The 17,791-nt window shown below is 60.4% G+C and carries 15 protein-coding genes; 1 reads left to right on the forward strand and 14 read right to left on the reverse strand.

Annotated features, from left to right (window positions below; all coding sequences use genetic code 11):
- Window positions 1-77: 77 nt before the first annotated feature.
- The gene (gene arnC / locus EJA72_RS16165; protein WP_178129393.1) at window positions 78-1,097 is read right to left on the reverse strand and encodes an undecaprenyl-phosphate 4-deoxy-4-formamido-L-arabinose transferase; all 1,020 of its coding nucleotides are present in this window, start codon (window positions 1,095-1,097) and stop codon (window positions 78-80) included.
- Window positions 1,094-2,242 (reverse strand): UDP-4-amino-4-deoxy-L-arabinose aminotransferase, encoded by a 1,149-nt coding sequence (arnB, locus tag EJA72_RS16170; protein ID WP_157712433.1) that lies wholly within the window; start codon window positions 2,240-2,242, stop codon window positions 1,094-1,096. Before arnB ends, arnC begins: the two co-directional genes overlap by 4 nt.
- A gap of 388 nt (window positions 2,243-2,630) precedes the next feature.
- On the opposite strand from arnB, the gene xerC reads away from it, so the two are divergent.
- Window positions 2,631-3,569 carry a tyrosine recombinase XerC gene (gene xerC / locus EJA72_RS16175; RefSeq protein WP_157712434.1) on the forward strand — a complete coding sequence of 313 codons (939 nt, stop codon included), beginning with the start codon at window positions 2,631-2,633 and terminating at the stop codon, window positions 3,567-3,569.
- A 1-nt stretch (window position 3,570) separates the two neighbouring features.
- Here xerC and EJA72_RS16180 read toward each other — a convergent pair whose 3' ends face one another.
- The 12 genes from EJA72_RS16180 to EJA72_RS16235 form a co-directional block, all read right to left on the reverse strand.
- Window positions 3,571-4,641 (reverse strand): ABC transporter ATP-binding protein, encoded by a 1,071-nt coding sequence (locus EJA72_RS16180; RefSeq protein WP_157712435.1) that lies wholly within the window; start codon window positions 4,639-4,641, stop codon window positions 3,571-3,573.
- The gene (locus EJA72_RS16185) at window positions 4,638-6,236 is read right to left on the reverse strand and encodes an iron ABC transporter permease (RefSeq protein WP_157712436.1); all 1,599 of its coding nucleotides are present in this window, start codon (window positions 6,234-6,236) and stop codon (window positions 4,638-4,640) included. Before EJA72_RS16185 ends, EJA72_RS16180 begins: the two co-directional genes overlap by 4 nt.
- A gap of 3 nt (window positions 6,237-6,239) precedes the next feature.
- Window positions 6,240-7,253, reverse strand: coding sequence for an iron ABC transporter substrate-binding protein (locus tag EJA72_RS16190; RefSeq protein ID WP_157712437.1), 1,014 nt, complete (start codon window positions 7,251-7,253; stop codon window positions 6,240-6,242).
- A 276-nt stretch (window positions 7,254-7,529) separates the two neighbouring features.
- Window positions 7,530-9,248, reverse strand: coding sequence for a lipid IV(A) 4-amino-4-deoxy-L-arabinosyltransferase (arnT, locus tag EJA72_RS16195; protein ID WP_157712438.1), 1,719 nt, complete (start codon window positions 9,246-9,248; stop codon window positions 7,530-7,532).
- Between the two features lie 37 nt (window positions 9,249-9,285).
- On the reverse strand, window positions 9,286-9,912 hold the full coding sequence (locus tag EJA72_RS16200) for a histidine phosphatase family protein (protein ID WP_157712439.1): 627 nt from the start codon (window positions 9,910-9,912) through the stop codon (window positions 9,286-9,288).
- 234 nt (window positions 9,913-10,146) lie between these two features.
- Complete coding sequence (locus EJA72_RS16205; RefSeq protein ID WP_157712440.1) at window positions 10,147-10,701, reverse strand: membrane integrity-associated transporter subunit PqiC; 555 nt, start codon at window positions 10,699-10,701, stop codon at window positions 10,147-10,149.
- A 17-nt stretch (window positions 10,702-10,718) separates the two neighbouring features.
- Window positions 10,719-12,374 (reverse strand): intermembrane transport protein PqiB, encoded by a 1,656-nt coding sequence (locus EJA72_RS16210; protein ID WP_157712441.1) that lies wholly within the window; start codon window positions 12,372-12,374, stop codon window positions 10,719-10,721.
- Window positions 12,355-13,008, reverse strand: a complete 654-nt coding sequence (locus EJA72_RS16215; protein WP_157712442.1) for a paraquat-inducible protein A — start codon at window positions 13,006-13,008, stop codon at window positions 12,355-12,357. The genes EJA72_RS16210 and EJA72_RS16215 overlap by 20 nt, the downstream gene beginning before the upstream one ends.
- Window positions 13,005-13,601 carry a paraquat-inducible protein A gene (locus EJA72_RS16220; protein ID WP_157712443.1) on the reverse strand — a complete coding sequence of 199 codons (597 nt, stop codon included), beginning with the start codon at window positions 13,599-13,601 and terminating at the stop codon, window positions 13,005-13,007. The genes EJA72_RS16215 and EJA72_RS16220 overlap by 4 nt, the downstream gene beginning before the upstream one ends.
- A 242-nt stretch (window positions 13,602-13,843) precedes the next feature.
- The gene (locus EJA72_RS16225) at window positions 13,844-15,136 is read right to left on the reverse strand and encodes an FAD-binding oxidoreductase (protein WP_157712444.1); all 1,293 of its coding nucleotides are present in this window, start codon (window positions 15,134-15,136) and stop codon (window positions 13,844-13,846) included.
- Window positions 15,133-16,221, reverse strand: coding sequence for a polyamine ABC transporter substrate-binding protein (locus tag EJA72_RS16230; RefSeq protein ID WP_157712445.1), 1,089 nt, complete (start codon window positions 16,219-16,221; stop codon window positions 15,133-15,135). The genes EJA72_RS16225 and EJA72_RS16230 overlap by 4 nt, the downstream gene beginning before the upstream one ends.
- Window positions 16,222-16,360: 139 nt before the next feature.
- Window positions 16,361-17,719 (reverse strand): glutamine synthetase family protein, encoded by a 1,359-nt coding sequence (locus EJA72_RS16235; RefSeq protein ID WP_157712446.1) that lies wholly within the window; start codon window positions 17,717-17,719, stop codon window positions 16,361-16,363.
- Between the last annotated feature and the right edge of the window lie 72 nt (window positions 17,720-17,791).

Consider the following 17,791-nt stretch of genomic DNA (forward strand, 5'->3'; position numbering starts at 1 on the left):
GTCAAAACCGGAGGCCAGCAGGGCTTCGAGGCCGGCACAGCCAATATCGTGATAGGCGAAGACAACAGCTTTAACGCTCATGAGAGAACCTGATCGGAAGAAGTGGAAGTGAGGCCGTCAACGGTGATCACCGGGGCAGGAGACGCCGGTTGGCTGCGCAAGACTTTTTCGATGAAGAAACGGGGGCGGGCGCGCACGTCGCTGTACATGCGCCCTAGGTATTCGCCCAGCAGGCCCATGCCGATGAACTGCCCGCCGGTGAAGACGAACAGCACGGCGAACAGCACAAAGGTGCCGTCGCCGGCCCAACTGGCGCCGAAGGCCAGGCGCAGGACAATCAGCGCAAGGGCGAACAGCACGCCCAGCCCGGCCATGGCGAAGCCGACAATGCTCAGCAAGCGCAGCGGGGTAGTGGTCATGCAGGTGATCAGGTCGAACATCAGGTTGACCAGGCGCATCGGGCTGTACTTGGATTCACCGTGTTCGCGCTCGGCGTGGGTCACCAGGATTTCCGTGGTGTGCCGGGCAAAGCTGTTGGCCAGAATCGGAATGAAGGTGCTGCGTTCGCGGCAGGCGAGCATGGCGTCGACGATGGTCCGGCGGTAGGCGCGCAGCATGCAGCCGTAATCGCTCATCGCCACGCCGGTGGAGCGCTGCACGGCGAGGTTGATCAGCTTCGATGGCCAGCGGCGCAGGGCCGAGTCCTGACGGTTGCTGCGCACCGTGGCGACCACGTCATAGCCGAGCTCGGACTGGGCCACCAGGCGCGGGATTTCTTCCGGCGGGTTTTGCAGGTCGGCGTCGAGGGTGATCACGACATCGCCCTTGCACTGTTCGAAGCCGGCCATGATTGCCGCGTGCTGGCCGTAGTTGCGGTTGAGAATGACCGCCACCACCGGGCTGCCTTCGCGATTGGCGGCGTCCTCGAGGATTTGCGCAGAATGGTCGCGGCTGCCGTCATCGACCATCACGATTTCGTAGTCATGGTGCAGTTGCTGGCACGCCGCTTCGGTGCGTCGCAGCAACTCGGGCAGGCTGTCTTGCTCGTTGTAGACCGGGATGACGATCGACACGCAGCGGATTGGGTAAGGTTTCACAGGCGTGTGTCCATAACGGTTTTAATGGCACCGACCACGCGATCGACGTCGTCGAGGGTCATGTCGGGGAACAACGGGATCGAGCACAGTCGCGCCGAGTTCCATTCGGTGTTGGGCAGGTAAATGTCGGGGTAACGCTGGCGGTAGTAGGTGTGCAGGTGCGTGGCGATAAAGTGGATGCCAGTGCCGATGTTCTGTTCCTGCAGGCCTTTCATGAACGCTTCGCGGTCGAGCCCGCAGCGTTCGGCATCGATGCGCAGGATGAACAGGTGCCAGGCGTGCTGCTGCGCGTAGGCCGGCAGCGCGAGCGGTTGCACCGGCAGGCCTTCGAGGCGTTGCAGGTAAGCCTGGGCCAGTTCGGTACGCTTGGCGTTGATCTCGTCCAGGCGCTCCAGTTGCACCAGGGCGATAGCGGCATTGATGTCGGCCAGGTTGTATTTGAAGCCCGGCTCCATGACTTGCGCCTGGGGCTTGCGGCCGTGGGTCAGGCGGTCGTAGGCGTCGACGCCGAGGCCATGAAACTTGAGCATGCGCACGCGACTGGCCAACGCTTCGTCGTCGCTGACGAACATCGCGCCTTCGGCACAGGTCATGTTCTTGATCGCGTGGAACGAAAAAATCGCCGTGCCCCGGGCCCCGACGTGGCGCCCTTTGTAGAAGGTGCCTGCGGCGTGGGCGGCGTCTTCGATAACCGGGATGCCGTGTTTGTCGGCCAGCGCATACAGCGGATCGAGGTCGAACGCGGCGCCGGCGTAATGCACGGGAATGATCGCTTTGGTGCGCGGGGTGATCGCGGCTTCGATGCTCTCCACGCTGCTCATCAGCGTGTCGCGGTCGACGTCGACAAACACCGGTGTCGCGCCGAGCAGGCTGATCATGTTGGCGGTGGAGACCCAGGTCTGCGACGGCGTGATGACTTCATCACCCGGACCGATGCCCAACGCCAGTAACGTGATGTGCATGCCACCGGTGGCCGACGAAAGTGCCACGGCATGCCGGCAGCCAACATAGGCCGCGAACTGCTCTTCCAGTTGCTGGTTTTTCGGGCCGGTTGTGATCCAGCCCGAACGCAGTACTTGCTCTACAGCGGCTATTTCTTCATCGCCGATACTGGGGCGGGAGAACGGAAGAAACGCTTGACTCATGGGCACCTCGGGGCTGAAAAGTGAATAGCCTTGGAGGCTAAAAACAGCGGTTCAACGAAAGCGTAGACGCTAAAATGAAAGCGGCTTCAATCAGTTACATATCATGTGTTACAAATCACATCAATTGACTTTTACGGCATTGACCGGCAGCGTGAACCTTCGCCGGTGTTGACGCCGACTTCGTTGAGGTTAGGCGTGATTTTGTGAAATGAATATGAAAAACCGGTAGGAGAATCGTTTATCTGACAGCTATTAAGCCCGTGTTCAGGCTTCTACCGCTCATCGCGCTTCTTCGTAGAAAAGTCCTACAGAAGTGTCCTGCTTTATATGAAGGATGTTTCAATCCTTAGTTGTTTCAATGAACTGTTTCCACTGAAGGCCGTTTCGTTTGATTGACTTACCTGCAACCGATTCAAGTGCACCCAAGACCAATCCGTTGACCCTTTATCTGGCGCGACTGGCGCCCTCCAGCCAGCTGACCATGCGCTACGTTTTGCAGGATGCCGCCGACCGCCTGGGCTTCGAAGACATGAATGTCGAGGAGATCCCCTGGCATCAACTTCAGCCGGAAAACGTCGTGGCGTTAGTGGCGACCTTACGCGAGGACGGTTACGCGCCGAACACGTCCTCGCTGTACGTCAATGCCGTGCGCGGGGTCATGAACGAAGCGTGGCGCATGAGCCTGATCAGTCAGGAGCACTTGCTGAAGATGCGCTCGGTGAAAGGCATTGCCGGTACGCGGCTGTCCCAGGGCCGCAATCTCAAGCGCACGCTGATCCGGGAATTGATGGCGGTCTGTGACGCCGACCCTCGGCCACAAGGTCTGCGCGACGCGGCGATCATCGCGATTCTGTACGGGTCGGGAATGCGCAAGTCGGAGTCGGTAAACCTGGACCTCAATGAAGTCGATTTCACCGAGCGCAGCCTGCGGGTGACTGCCAAGGGCAACAAGCAATTGATCAAGTACGCCCCCGCCTGGGCCTTCGCCAAGCTGGACGCCTGGCTTGAACTGCGTCGCTCGCAATTGGGGGAGGGGCAAGACGATGATCCGTTCCTGTTCAACCGTATCCGTCGCGGCAGCCATATCACTCGCGAGCGCATCACCAAGCACGCGATCTATTACATTGCCCGGCAACGGGGCGCGCAGGTCGGGGTAAAGATCATGCCCCATGATTTTCGGCGCTCGTTCATTACACGAGTGATCGAAGAGCATGACCTGTCGATCGCCCAGAAACTCGCCCACCACAGCAATATCCAGACCACGGCCAACTACGACGTGCGCGATGACAACGAGCGGCGGCGGGCAGTGGACCGTTTCGATCTCTGATTCAGGCGTCGCTCAGGACATGGGCGTGGCCGATGGTCGAGACGTTCACCTCGCTGCCCGCGGGCGGCGCATACATGCCCGAACTGCGAACCATCAATGAGCGACCGGGTTGCTCGCTGGACGCCAACGACTGCAACTCCACGGTCAATGTGCAGGTATTGCCGCTGAAATCCCGTTCGGTCACCACGGCGCGACAGCCGGGAGGCCCTGCCGGCCCCGGCACGGTACTGACCAGTTGCAGTTGCTCGGGGCGCAGCATGATCTGCGCGCTGGCATTGTTGCGGTGGTTGTTGACCGGGATACGTCCCAGATCGCAATGGGCCCAGCCCGCTTCGATCCGTGCGGGCATGACCACGGCATCACCGAGAAACAGTGCGGTTTGTTCGTCTTCGGGATAGCGGTAAAGGTCCAGTGGATGGCCGGACTGCACCAGTCGGCCTTGGCGCATCACCGCCAACTGATCGGCAAACGACAGCGCTTCGCTCTGGTCGTGGGTCACCAGAATGGTGGTCACTCCCGCGTCTGCCAGCAGCCGCGCCACCAGTTTGCGCATTGCGGCGCGCAACCCGGTGTCCAGTGCCGAAAATGGCTCATCCAGCAGCATCAGGCGCGGCTGTTGTGCCAGGGCCCGCGCCAGGGCCACGCGTTGCTGCTGGCCGCCGGAAAGTTCGTGGGGCCAGCGGCTCGCCATATGCGATTCCAGTGCAACGCTGTCCATCAACTCCGCAATCCGCTCCTGCTTTTTCACGCCGCTGTAGGCGAGCCCGAACCCGATGTTGGCGGCCACGGTCATGTGCGGGAAGAGGGCGCCGTCCTGAGGCACATAGCCAATCAGTCGTTGATGCGCGGGCACTTCATGGGTGTCGTCCACCAGCGTCTGGCCATTGAGTGAAAGCTTGCCGGCATCAGGAAATTCGAAGCCGGCGATCATCCGCAGCAGGGTGGTCTTACCGGAACCGGAAGGGCCGACGATGACGGTTCTGCTGCCCGAGGGCACGGACAGGCTGATGTTGTTCAGGGCTTGTTGGGAGCCGTAGGACTTGTAGATCGAATTCAGTTCAAGTGCGTTCATCGGCCAGCCGTTCGTTTGGATTGGTGGTAGAGGAGTCCGGTCAACGGAAGCGACAGCAGAATCATCAGCAAGGCGTATGGAGCCGCCGCGGCGTAGTCGATTTCGCTGGTCATGGCCCAGAACCCGGTTGACAGGGTGCGTGTGCCGTTCGGCGCGAGCAGCAGGGTGGCGGTCAGCTCGTTGGTGATCGCCAGGAACACCAGGGCAGCACCCGCAGCGGCGCCGGGGGCGGCCAGTCGCAAGGTGATCAGCCACAGGGCTCGAGTGGGCGAGCGACCGAGGCTGCGCGCCATGTTTTCCAGCTCCACAGGGGCCTGGGCGATACCGGAGCGCAAACTCACCAGGGCTCGGGGCAAAAACATCAGCAGATACGCGAGCAGCACGGTGATCGTGGTCTGGTAGATCGGCCGGGCGAAATGGATCGCGAAGGTCACCAGGGCCAGCGCAACCACAATGCCCGGCAACGAACTGGTGATGTAGTTGCAGCTCTCCAGTACCCGTTGCAGACGTCCCGGCGAACGTATCGACAGCCAGGCAATCGGGAACGCCGCGCACGTTGTGAGGAGGGCGCCGGCGGCACCGAGCATCAGCGTCTGCTCCAGCGCCGGCATCAGTTCGTCCATCTGCCAGACCTGCGTGCCGCCGGCGATCAGCCATTTGCCCAACGTAATCAACGGCACCCCCAGCGCCAGCGCGCAGGTCACGATCTGTAACGTCAGGGCGAGGGCGGTATTGGCGGGTTTCAGGCGCACGACGCGCTGCTCGCGGGCACTGCCCGAGCCGACGCGGGCATAACGCGCAGAGCCGCGCGCAGCCGACTCGACAGTCAGCATCGCCAGGCAACACAGGGCCAGCACACTGGCCAGCGTGTTGGCGGCTGGGCCGTTGAAGGTGGATTTGAACTGATCGAAAATCGCCGTGGTGAAGGTGTCGAAACGGATCATCGCGTACAAGCCATATTCGGCCAGCAAGTGCAGCCCCACCAACAACGCACCGCCGCAGATCGCCAGCCGCAGTTGCGGCAACACTACGCGGAAAAACACCGCCCAAGGCTTCAGCCCCAGCGATTCCCCGACATCTTCGATGGCCGGATCCAGTCGGCGCAATGTCGCTGCGATCGGCAGGTACAGAAACGGAAAGTAGGCGATGACCGAGACCAGCACCCCGGCAAACAGCCCATGGATCGGCGGTACCAGGCTGACCCAGGCGTAGCTGTGAACAAACGCCGGCACCGCCAGAGGCGCAGTGGCCAGCAACGACCAGCCGCGTCGCCCGGGCAGGTTAGTGCGCTCGGTCAGCCACGCCAGTGACACGCCCAGCACGATGCACAACGGAATGGTGATCACCACCAGCAATACGGTGTTGACCAGCAGTTCGCCAACCCGTGGCCGAAACAGCAGCGTCTCAAGGGTTGCCCAGCCAGTCTGGATGGACACGCCCATCACGAACGCAATCGGCAACAGGGCCAGCAATGACACCAGCACCGCCAGACCGACCACCCACGCGCCGCCGCGGCCCGCAAAAAGACCACGAGATCGTCGCTGTAAATTCGCGGGTATCGTCGTGGCGACACCCGTCGGTAGCGTTTCAGGCATCAATTAGAGCAGTCCGGCCTGAGTCATCAGCTCCACGGCTTTTTTACTGTCGAGTTTCGAGGCATCGACCTTCGGTGCGTCGAGCTGTTGCAGAGGCACCAGTTTGGGGTTGGATTCGGCGTCTTTACCCACCGCGTATTCAAACGATTTGCCGTTCTTGAGCACGTCCTGACCTTCTTTTCCCGTGACCCACTTCAGAAACGCCTGGGCTTGTTCCTTGTTTTTGCTGGAGGCCAGGACGCCGCCGCCCGAGACGCTGACAAACGCGCCCGGGTCTTTGTGCTTGAAGTAGTGCAGGGCGGTGTTCTTGCTGTTTTCGCCGGTCTTGGCCTGATCGCCAAAACTGTAATAGTGATAGATCACGCCGCTGTCGATCTGGCCGGCGTTGACTGCTTTCAGGACCGCACTGTTGCCACGGTATACGGTGGCGTTGGTTTTCATCGCCTTGAGCCAGTCGAGCGTGGCGGCTTCGCCCTTGAGTTCCAGCACCGCCGCGACGATAGCCTGGAAGTCGGCGCCGGCCGGCGAAGCCCCCCAGCGACCTTTCCACTCGGGCCCCGCGAGGTCCATCAGCGACTTGGGCAATTGGGCTTCAGGCAACTTGCCCGGGTTGTAGACGAACACCGTGGAGCGCGCGGCGATGCCGACCCATTTGCCATGCGCCGGGCGGTAGGCCGCATCCACTTGCTCAAGGGTGGTCGGCGCAACCGGCGCGAACAGCCCTGCGTTGTCGACCAGCACCATGGCGGGGGAGTTTTCGGTCAGGAACACATCCGCCGGAGACGAGGTGCCTTCCTGCACGATCTGATTACCCATCTCGGTATCGTCGCCGTTGCGCAGCGTGACCGGAATGCCGGTTTCCTCAGTAAAGCCCGCTGCCCACGCCTTGGTCAGGCTTTCGTGTTGCGCGTTGTAGACAACGATGCCGACGGTGTCAGCCGCATACACATGCCCGGCGCCGATCAGCGCGGTGACCAGCAATGCTTTTTTCAGGAAAGACGGGAAAGAAGAATTCATGCGCGGACAGCTCCTGATTTATTTTTGGAATCGTGCATTCGGATTCGACAGGATCGATGGGTAAGGTCGTCGTTGAGTGTAGAACAATACGAATCATTTGCAGCTTAAAGGGCGGGGAATGTAGGGGGCGAGATGAGAAAAAAACGTCAAATTAATCGTTACGCCGTGTCATTTGCGGCGCGAGCGAGGTCATCCAGACGCTCACTCGCTGACAGGTTGTTAACGTTTATTGAGCGAGGCCCGGTGGGCCTCGTTTTTTTTCGAGCGCAGGAACTGTCAGGGCTGGCTCTTGGGGAAAATCAGAATCTGCAGGTTGCCACGTTGATAGCGCTTGCCGTCCACCGGTAGCAACTCGACCTCCTGAATTTCCTGAACACTGTTGACCCGCATGACCACACCGACCGCCCCTTTTTTGCGGGCCTCGGTCATCCACTCCCCGACATTCTCTTTGGTGACGATGCGTGGGGCCATGGCCGGATCGTCGAGGCCATATTTCAGCTCACCGACCGTGTTGAACAGATCGACTTGCGGCCGCTTCAGGCGCCAGGCCAGCGCAGACGCCGAACCCAGGTCATTGCTGAGCAATGAGGTGGTCTGATCTAACGCATCCAGGTGTTCGCCGATGAACGGGTCCGGCATCTTGCTCTCGACAATCTGAGCCGGCATGGCCGCTGGCAACAACGCCACCAACAAGCCCATGCCAATGGCCGGTGCGCCCCAGAACAGCAGTGGCCGCAGGATTTGCAGGGCGTTGGTGATGATCCAGCCAATTAGAACGATAAACACCAGCGACAAGCTGAACATCTCGGTGTTTTCGTAGATCTCCTTGGTGGTTTGTACATAGAGCAGGGCGATCAGCGCTGCGGTGCCCAGGACTACGTTGACCACGCCATTGAGGCGAATCGCCCGGCCGCGCTGCTGATCCAGCAGTTGCATGACGGCATGCCCCATCAGCAAGGCCAGCGGCAGCAGGCACGGCATGATGTAGGTCGGCAGTTTGCCGCTGCTCAGGCTGAAGAACGCCAGCGGAAGCAGCAACGCGATCAGCAGAAACGCGATCGCCGGATGGCGCTTTTGCTTCCAGCCCTGAACGAAGGTAGTGGGCAGCAGCACCGCCCAAGGCAGGCTCGATGCAACCAGCAGAGGCAGGTAAAACCACCACGGACGTGCGTGCTGCGCATCATCGGCGGCGAAACGGCGGATGTGCTCGTTCCAGAAAAAGAATCGCCAGAAGTCCGGCTCCTGATGGTGAATCGCGAGTACCCACGGTAAACAGATCACCGCTGCGACCAGCACAGCCAAAGGGCCGTAGCGCAGCAGTTCGCCCACGCGGCGTTGCCACAGCATGTAGGGCAGGGCAATCAATACCGGCAGCAGCCCGGCCAGGAAGCCTTTGGTCATGAAACCCATGCCACAGGCCAAGCCCAACAGTGCCCAGGCGCCGGCCTTGTGGCGAGGAGAGCGACCATCGATGGCAAACCACAGGGCCAACAGGCTCAGATTCGCCCAGAACGTGAATTGCGGATCAAGGTTGGCGTAGCCGGCCTGGCCGGCAATCAAACCGAAACTCATGTAGAACAGCGCGCACGCCGCGCTTTTGCGCGGATCGTCCCAGAGGCGACGAGCGAGCAGGTACGCTAGCCAGACGCTCATCCCGGAGCTCAGTGCCGAGGCAATTCGTACGCCGAACAGATTGTCGCCAAACACCGCCTGGCCGATGGCAATCATCCAGTAACCGGCGATGGGTTTCTCGAAGTAGCGAATGCCCATGAAGTGCGGGGCGATCCAGTCGCCGCTCAGACGCATTTCCTGGCTGATCTGGCCATAGCGGGTTTCGTCGGGGATCCACAGACCATGGGACATGAGCGGCAGGAGGTAGAACACGACAAATGCCAACAGCAAACCGGGGATCAGCCAGCGCTCGATGCGCATTGGTGGTTGTGCAGTACGGCGGGATAGATCGGCAGGGGAAGGCAACGGCGTATGTGACGTCATGGTTGGGCCTTGGCGCGGTTGAAGTTGCTTTCGATGTTTATTGTTTGCTCAGAAGTGCGGGCCAGCCTTCGGCGTTTGCAATGCCCAACACTTGAAGTTCACCCGTGGCATCAACACTGATAAACAACGAACTCACGTACTTGCTCTTCGCCGCATGCGCAAAGCCTGTCGCTGCTTCAAAGTCACGGATGCAGCCACTGTGAGTGACCAGCAGTAAATTGTGATGGGCACGCTTATGCGCCACGACATCGTTGCGCAGGCCGCTGCCGCAACTGGCGAGCCAGTCCTGGGCGACGGCGTCGTGGCCGAACATGTCGTGTGAAGTTTGGGCTGTACGCGTCAACGGGCTGCTGAACACGTCGGTCTGAGCCATGCCCAGCTGCGTAAAGCGCTGACCCAGGGCCACTGCGGAGTCGCTGCCGACACGGGTAATTCCGTCCAGGGGACCCAGGCACGGATTGCTGGACTGGTCGCAGCGCTCTGCGTGCCGGACGAGCACCACGATATCGCCGGCTTGCCAGCGTCGCATCAGTTCAGCGGTCTCGCGGGCGCTGGAATGTGCCAGGTTGGCCGGTGATTTCGGCCACAAGGCGAATCCCGTCACCACAACGACAATCGCCAGGGCGACGAGGATAAAGGCCAGTTTTGTTAATCGGGAGTTCATGATTTGCCAGGGATCTTGAGTTGCAGGAGTCCGGGCAAACTAAGTTCAGCTGAGTAGCGGAGGAGTGAAACGAATGTGAAAAAATCGCGGAGGGTATTCGGCAGGGTTAATTAGTTGATTTTTGATAATTAATGTCTTTTACGCGCTCTTAAAACGTGGCGTTTGCCGGACATGAACGGGTGGCGGTGAAGGGTTCAACGGTGACGTTTTCACCGTTGAACCGAGGGAGAATGATCAAGCCGAAGGGCAGGTTTTCTGTGCCCCTCTGGATGCCTGACTGATCAGGGCGGCCAGACGCTTGACGTTGCTCTGCTGGGCTGCGACCAGTTCATCGATGGACGGCCCTGAAGGTGTCTGCAAGGTGCTGCGGCACGTCACCAGCGCGCTGTCGCCTTCACCGGCCGTGCGCAGGCGCCATTTGACGTCGATCAGCGCGTATTGGCCCGGAATCGAATCGAAGCGCTGCACTTCCACCCGCACCGAGACTTTGCGTTGAGGATTGCCGTTGACCATCTGGTCGAGCAGCGCGCTACGCAATTCATCCACCAGGCTAGCGCCCCACCAATCGGTTTCCAGGATCGCCATGGTGGTGTTGCCCTGACGAACGACAATCTGCTGGCGATCGACCTGGGGCGGGACGGTAAGGACTTCGATCGGGATGTCCGCTGCCATCCGTGAATTCGTGCTCGGTTGGGCCGGCGTCAACGTATGGAACTGGATCGGATCGCTGCGGCAGGCGGCGAGCAACGACAGCGCGGCAACCAGCATAATTTTCAGCGGAAAAGCCATGGGTGATGCTCCTGTGGTCATTTGCTCGGTGGCCCTTGCATATCCATTGGCGCGGCGTTTTCGGGGCGGCCGCGAATCAGCGATTCGGGATGCCGTCCGAGATAATCCGCAAGGTCACGCAAGGAACGCGAGGTGCGCCCGAGCTCATCCAGTGTTTGTGACAGTTTTTCGCGTTGCGGCGAGTCATCGGCCAGTGTCGAGTTGGCTGATTGCAGGGTTTTGCTGACATCCGAGAGGGTGGTTTGCACGCCCGGCAGGGTCTTGGCGTTGAACTGCGTCAAGCCTTTGCGCAACTCGACGAGGTTGCTGTCGAGGTTGCCGGCAATACGTTCGATCGGGAGTTTGTTGATCTTGTCGACCATGGCCTCCAGTTTCCCCTGCAATTCCTCGAGGCTGCCAGGAATGGTCGGAATCATCGCGGGGCGCAGGTTCGGGTCGAACACGACCTTTTCAGCCTTGGGGTAAAAATCGAGGGCGATATACAGCTGGCCGGTCAACAGATTGCCGCTACGCGCCTGGGCCCGCAGGCCGTTTTCGACGAAGGAACCCATCAACCGTATGCTGGCGGCTTCGTCATTGGGGTCATGATTCAAGGCCTTGAGCATTTTGGTGTGGGCTGTGCCGAGCCGTTGCGGGTAAATGACGATGCCGACATTGACCGGGAAGATGCGCTTCTGCGGGTCGAAATCCAGATTGATCGACACGACTTTGCCGAACTCCATGCCGAGGAATTCCACCGGAGCACCGACCTTGAGCCCGCGCAAGGCCTGGTCGAAACGCAGGCTCAAGTATTGAGCCTTGCCCTCGGGTGGCGCCAACGCGGTTTGCTGATCGTCGAACAGCTCATAGGCATATTCTTCGGCGGCGGGTTTGTCGTCCGGGCTGTAATCGGGTGCGCGGAAGGCAATACCGCCGACCAGAATCGATGATAACGACTCGGTTTTCACCGACACACCGTTGGCGCCGACGCTCACGTCCACACCGCTGGCATTCCAGAACCGGGTGTTTTCGGTGACGTACTGGTCATTGGGCGCATGAATGAACAATTCGATGTTGACCCCTTTGCCGTCGGGGTCCAGGGCGTAGGCCACCACTTGGCCCACCGGAATCTTGCGGTAGTAGACCGGGGAACCGATGTCCAGTGAACCGAGGTCCTGGGTGTGCAGGGTAAAGCGCTTGCCCGGTTCGCCGTAGGTGATAGGCGGCGGGTTTTCAAGGCCCTTGAAGTCCTTCGCGCGGCCATTGGCCTGCCCGATGTCGGCGCCGATGTAATCGCCGGAGAGCAGGGTATCGATACCCGACACGCCACCCGCACCGATGCGCGGGCGTACCACCCAGAACTGCGAATCTTCGCGAGTGAAAATTTCTGCCTGTTTGGCCAGTTTGATCGTCGCGTTGACGCTCTTCTGGTCGCTGCTGAGTTCCACGTCAGACACGTGGCCGATCACCACGTTGCGGTATTTGACTTCAGTCTTGTTGGCCGTCAGGCCGTCACCGGTCTTGAAGGTCACGGTGATGGTCGGCCCTTCCTGCAGGATGCTGTGGACCACCAGCGAGATGCCCACCAGAACCGCGACGATTGGCACGATCCAGACCAGCGACACGCTGAAACGACGAGTTTTTACAGGGGCTTGCCCGGGGGCTAGCGGCCCGTCAGTGGCTTGCGACTTCATCCATGGTCTCCTCGTTGTCTGATTGATCCCGCGTGTCCCAGATCAGGCGCGGGTCGAAACTCATCGCCGCCAGCATGGTGAACACCACCACCAGGCCGAAAAACAGAATGCCCGCACGCGGCTCGATGTCGGCCAGGGCCTGGAATTTCACCAGCGAGGCCACCAGGGCCACCACGATCACATCGAGCATCGACCAATAACCGATGACCTCGACAAAACGGTACAACTTCGACCGCTCCTTGCGCGCCCACGAACTGTCGCGGCGCACGGTGATCAGCAGCAGGGTGATGGCCACGAACTTGATGCCCGGCACCGCGATGCTGGCAATGAAAATGATCAGGGCAATGTCCCAGGCGCCGGCTTCCCAGAACTCCAGCACGCCGCTCATGATGGTGCTGTCGGCGCCATTGCCGACCATTTTGGTGTTCATCACCGGCAACAGGTTGGCGGGGACGTAAAACGCCAGGGCGGTGAACATGTACGCCCAGGTCCGGGTCAGCGAGTTGGTTTTGCGTCGATGCAGGGGGGCGCCGCAGCGCTCACATTCGTGGGGGTCATTGGTCGTGTCACACGCCAGCCCGCAGGTGTGGCACAGGCACAGATTGAGATCGCTGGCGACGGGAGGCGTTTTCATACGATGTCCCACAGTTCACGAATATCGCGCCCGGCGATGCGGATCATCATCAGGCTGAGCACGGCCAGGGCAAACAGGCCGATGCCGGGCAATACGTCCAGTAATCCGGCGAGCTTGATGACCGCGACCATCGCCCCCAGCAGGCAGACTTCCAGCATGCTCCAAGGCCGGAGCGTTTCCAGCCAGCGCATGCAGAATTTGAAACCGGGCGAACGCCGGGAGGCGAGGGCGAAGCTCAAGACCCAGATCAACAGCAGCAGCTGGAATATCGGCGCGATGATCATCGCAATCGCGGCCACCATCGCAATAAAGGTGATCGGCCCCAGACTGAGGGCCAACACTGAGTCCCAGAGTGTTGCGCTATTTTTCAGGCCCTGGAGGCTGATGCTCATGACCGGGTAGAAATTGGCGAAAATCCACACGACCAACGCGGTGAGGGTCAGCGCCAGGCGCTGCTCCACGGTCATGCCGTTATAGCGCTGCAGCACGCCGCCGCAGCGCGTACACAGGGTTTTCTGATGTTTGGCGAGCGTGACTTTCTCGTACACGCTGTCGCAGTGCTCGCAGATGATCAGCTGGTCAGTGGTCGCCATGGGCCAGGCTCGATAGGAGGCTTATAAGTCAGAGCACCTCCTCAATATAGAAGTGCCTCGCAATTGAGCAAATTAAAAGACTGAAACGACGAATGAACCGCGTCATCGTTCATCGCGAGCAGGCTCACTCCCACCTACGATCTTCATTGAACACAGCATTTGTGAACAACGGAGAGCTCCTGTGGGAGCGAGCCTGCTCGCGATGGCGTACGGTCAGTCACCTCAAGGCCAATTGAAATTGATCAACCCAGCACCTCCCGCAATCGATACCAGAACATCCCCAGCGCCAACAGCGGCGAACGCAGCATCGGCCCGCCCGGAAAAGTCATGTGCGGCACGGCGCTGAACACGTCGAAGCCCTCACTGTGCCCGGCATGAATCGCTTCGCCCAACAGCTTCGCGCACCAGTGCGTAACGTTCAGGCCATGCCCGGAATACCCTTGGGCATAGAACACGTTCGGGTGCTGGCTCAAACGCCCCACCTGTGGAAAACGATTGGCCGAGATGCCGATCTTGCCGCCCCATTGATAGTCGATGCGCACGCCCGCCAATTGCGGAAACACCTTGAGCATGTGCGGGCGCATGTAGGCCGTGATATCCGCCGGGTCGCGCCCGGAGTAATGACACGCGCCGCCGAACAGCAAGCGCCGGTCTGCCGAGAGCCGGTAGTAATCGAGCCCGACTTTCTGGTCGCACAGCGCCAGGTTTTGCGGGATCAATGTGGCCGCAAGCTCGGCCGACAGTGGTTCGGTGGCGATGATGTAACTGCCCGCCGGGAGTACTTTGCCGCTGAGTTTCGGTTCGAGTTCTTCCAGATGCGCGTTGCAGGCCAGTACAAGGCTGCCGGCGCGCACCGTGCCACCGGCGCAGCGAACCTGCACGGTGGCGCCATGGACCACGTCCAGCACCGGGCTATGCTCGAAGATTTGCACGCCAAGGCTGCTCGCCAGTCGCGCTTCGCCAAGGACCAGGTTGAGCGGGTGCAAGTGGCCGGAGCCCATGTCGATCAGGCCGCCGGCGTAGACGCCGGAGTCCACCACCTGTTGCCGGATCTGATCGGGCCCGACGAGTCGGGTGACGTGAGGGTAACCCGACTCACCGAGGCTTTCGTGTTCAGCCTTGAAGGCCGCGAACTGCGCCTTGGTGTTGGCCAGTTCACAAAAGCCCCAGCGCAAGTCACAGTCGATGCCGTGTTCGCGGACGCGGTTGGCCACCACTTGCACCGATTCGATCCCCGCGCGCTCCAGGTACCGCACGCCGTCTTCACCGACGTGGCGGGCGAAACCGGACACGTCATGGCCGATGCCACGGATCAACTGCCCGCCGTTGCGTCCGCTGGCCCCCCAGCCGATCCGCCGCGCCTCCAGCAACACCACCGACAATCCGCGCTGCGCCAGTTCGATGGCCGTATTGACGCCGGTGAAGCCGCCGCCGATCACGCAGACATCGGCCACCCGATCCTCGGTCAGCGCAGGGAAGGGCGTCAGGCTGTGGGCAGTCGCGGCGTAATAGGACTGTGCATGTTCGTTATTCATTTGTTGGACTTCACTTTGCTCCAGGAACGGGTCATCAAACGCATGATCGCCTGGGGCGGGGTGGTCGAAATGTAGAGTTTGTCGAGGACTTCCTGGGACGGATACACCTCGGGATTGCTGACCAGCTCCGGGTCCATGTATTGCTTGGCGGCCGGGTTCGGGTTGGCGTAGCCGACCGAAGCGCTGACCTTGGCAATCACTTGCGGGTCCAGAAGGTAATTGATGAAGGCGTGCGCTTCTTTCGGGTTGGCGGCGTCGGCGGGAATGGCCAGCAGGTCGAACCACAAGTTACTGCCTTCCTTCGGGATGGCGTAGGCGATGTTCACACCGTTCTTGGCTTCCTTGGCCCGGCTGGCGGCCTGGAACACGTCGCCCGAATAACCGAAGGCCACGCAGATATCGCCATTGGCCAGGTCAGACACGTACTTGGACGAGTGGAAATAAGTGACGTAAGGCCGAATGCTCAGCAGCTTGGCCTCGGCTTTTTTGTAGTCTTCCGGATTTTCACTGCGCGGGTCCATGCCCATGTAGTTGAGGATCGCCGGGAACACTTCATCCGCCGAGTCCATCATCGACACGCCGCACTGGCTGAGTTTCTTGATGTTTTCCGGTTCGAACAGCACGGCCCAGGAATCGATGTGGTCGATGCCCAGCACCTGCTTGACCTTGTCGACGTTGTAGCCGATGCCGTTGGTGCCCCACAGGTACGGCACGGAGTGCTCGTTGCCCGGGTCGTTTTTCTCCAGCAGCGCCAGCAGTTTCGGGTCGAGGTTCTTGAAGTTGGGCAGTTGTGCTCGATCGAGCTTGAGGAACGCACCGGCTTTTACCTGGCGGGCGAGGAAGTGGTTGGACGGCACCACCACGTCATAGCCGGTACGGCCGGCGAGCAATTTGCCCTCCAGGGTTTCATTGGAGTCGAAGACGTCGTAGATCACCTTGATCCCGGTTTTTGCCTGGAAGTCGGCGAGGGTGGTCTCGCCGATGTAATCGGTCCAGTTATAGACACTGACCGTGGGTTGGGCCTGTGCAACAGCGCTGACCAGCAGGGCCAGCGTGACCGGAACAATGGATTTCAATAGACGCATGGCGACACCTCTTGGTTATTGGTTTTTTTGTGGGAGCGAGCCTGCTCGCGATGGCGTTCTTACAGTTAATGATGATGCTGAGACTACCGGCCTCATCGCCGGCAAGCCGGCGAAGGAGCCCTTACAAACAGTTCAAGACTTAGACGCTAAAGAGCAGGAACTCACGCTCCCAGGAGCTGATCACGCGCTTGAAGTTTTCGTGCTCGGCGCGTTTCACCGCGACGTACCCGCGAACGAATTTCTCGCCCAGGACACGCTCGATGGCCTCGCATTCTTCCATCTGCGTCAATGCGTCTTCGATGGTGATCGGCAGACGCAGGTTGCGCCGCTCGTAGGCTCGCCCGGTGACTGCCGCGCTTGGTTCAACTCGGTCGACCATGCCGAGGTAGCCGCACAACAGGCTGGCGGCGATGGCCAGGTAGGGGTTGGCATCGGCGCCGGGCAAACGGTTTTCGACACGCATCGCGTCGGGGCTCGAGGTCGGCACACGCAGGCCGACGGTGCGGTTTTCTTCGCCCCACTCAACGTTGACCGGCGCCGAGGTGTCCGGCAGGAAGCGGCGGAACGAGTTCACGTTGGGCGCAAACATCGGCAGCACTTTCGGGATGTACTTTTGCAAGCCGCCGATGTGGTGCAGGAACAGTTCGCTCATATTGCCGTCGGCATCGACGAAGATCGGCTTGCCGGTGGCGATGTCGACCACGCTCTGGTGGATGTGCATGGCGCTGCCGGGCTCGTCACCGATCGGTTTGGCCATGAAGGTCGCCGCGACGTTGTGCTTCAGTGCGGCCTCACGCATGGTGCGCTTGAACACGGTGATCTGGTCCGCCAGGTCCAGCGCGTTGCCGTGACGGAAGTTGATTTCCATCTGCGCCGGGCCGTCTTCGTGAATCAGCGTGTCGAGGTCCAGGCCCTGGAGTTCGCACCAGTCGTAGACGTCTTCGAACAGCGGATCGAATTCGTTGGCCGCGTCGATGGAAAACGACTGGCGACCGCTTTCCGCGCGGCCCGAACGGCCCAGCGGTGCCTTGAGTGGCAAGTCCGGGTCTTCGCAGCGCTGGGTCAGGTAGAACTCCATTTCCGGTGCAACAATCGGGCGCCAGCCTTTGTCGGTGTACAGCTGCAGGACTTTTTTCAGCACGTTGCGCGGCGACAGTTCGATCGGGTTGCCGAACTTGTCGAAGGTGTCGTGAATCACGATGGCGGTGGGCTCGATGGCCCATGGCACCACGTACACCGCGTCTGCATCCGGCTTGCACACCATGTCGATGTCGGCCGGGTCGAGCAGGTCGTAGTAGATGTCGTCGTCGACAAAGTCCCCGGTTACCGTTTGCAACAGCACACTTTCCGGCAGGCGCATGCCTCGCTCATGCAGGAACTTGTTGGTGGGTGCGATTTTGCCGCGTGCAATGCCGGTCAGGTCGCTGACGACGCACTCGACTTCGGTAATCTTGTGATCTTTCAGCCAGGTAAACAGCTGATCGAAAGGGACATTCATAAAGACCTCGTTATTGGTTTTATTAACGCCGGGGAGGTTGGTTTCATCCACCACACACTTCCCCTGTGACGC

Source organism: Pseudomonas sp. PB120 (genome assembly GCF_009761815.1).
GTDB lineage: Bacteria > Pseudomonadota > Gammaproteobacteria > Pseudomonadales > Pseudomonadaceae > Aquipseudomonas.

Excerpts from the sequence above, each read along its gene's own strand:
- arnB (WP_157712433.1), bottom strand. The coding sequence starts at position 2,242 with ATGAGTCAAGCGTTTCTTCCGTTCTCCCGCCCCAGTATCGGCGATGAA.
- EJA72_RS16200 (WP_157712439.1), bottom strand. The coding sequence starts at position 9,912 with ATGAACTCCCGATTAACAAAACTGGCCTTTATCCTCGTCGCCCTGGCG.
- EJA72_RS16215 (WP_157712442.1), bottom strand. The coding sequence starts at position 13,008 with ATGAAAACGCCTCCCGTCGCCAGCGATCTCAATCTGTGCCTGTGCCAC.
- EJA72_RS16220 (WP_157712443.1), bottom strand. The coding sequence starts at position 13,601 with ATGGCGACCACTGACCAGCTGATCATCTGCGAGCACTGCGACAGCGTG.
- arnT (WP_157712438.1), bottom strand. The coding sequence starts at position 9,248 with ATGACGTCACATACGCCGTTGCCTTCCCCTGCCGATCTATCCCGCCGT.
- EJA72_RS16210 (WP_157712441.1), bottom strand. The coding sequence starts at position 12,374 with ATGAAGTCGCAAGCCACTGACGGGCCGCTAGCCCCCGGGCAAGCCCCT.
- EJA72_RS16190 (WP_157712437.1), bottom strand. The coding sequence starts at position 7,253 with ATGAATTCTTCTTTCCCGTCTTTCCTGAAAAAAGCATTGCTGGTCACC.
- EJA72_RS16225 (WP_157712444.1), bottom strand. The coding sequence starts at position 15,136 with ATGAATAACGAACATGCACAGTCCTATTACGCCGCGACTGCCCACAGC.
- EJA72_RS16205 (WP_157712440.1), bottom strand. The coding sequence starts at position 10,701 with ATGGCTTTTCCGCTGAAAATTATGCTGGTTGCCGCGCTGTCGTTGCTC.
- EJA72_RS16235 (WP_157712446.1), bottom strand. The coding sequence starts at position 17,719 with ATGAATGTCCCTTTCGATCAGCTGTTTACCTGGCTGAAAGATCACAAG.
- EJA72_RS16180 (WP_157712435.1), bottom strand. The coding sequence starts at position 4,641 with ATGAACGCACTTGAACTGAATTCGATCTACAAGTCCTACGGCTCCCAA.
- EJA72_RS16185 (WP_157712436.1), bottom strand. The coding sequence starts at position 6,236 with ATGCCTGAAACGCTACCGACGGGTGTCGCCACGACGATACCCGCGAAT.
- EJA72_RS16230 (WP_157712445.1), bottom strand. The coding sequence starts at position 16,221 with ATGCGTCTATTGAAATCCATTGTTCCGGTCACGCTGGCCCTGCTGGTC.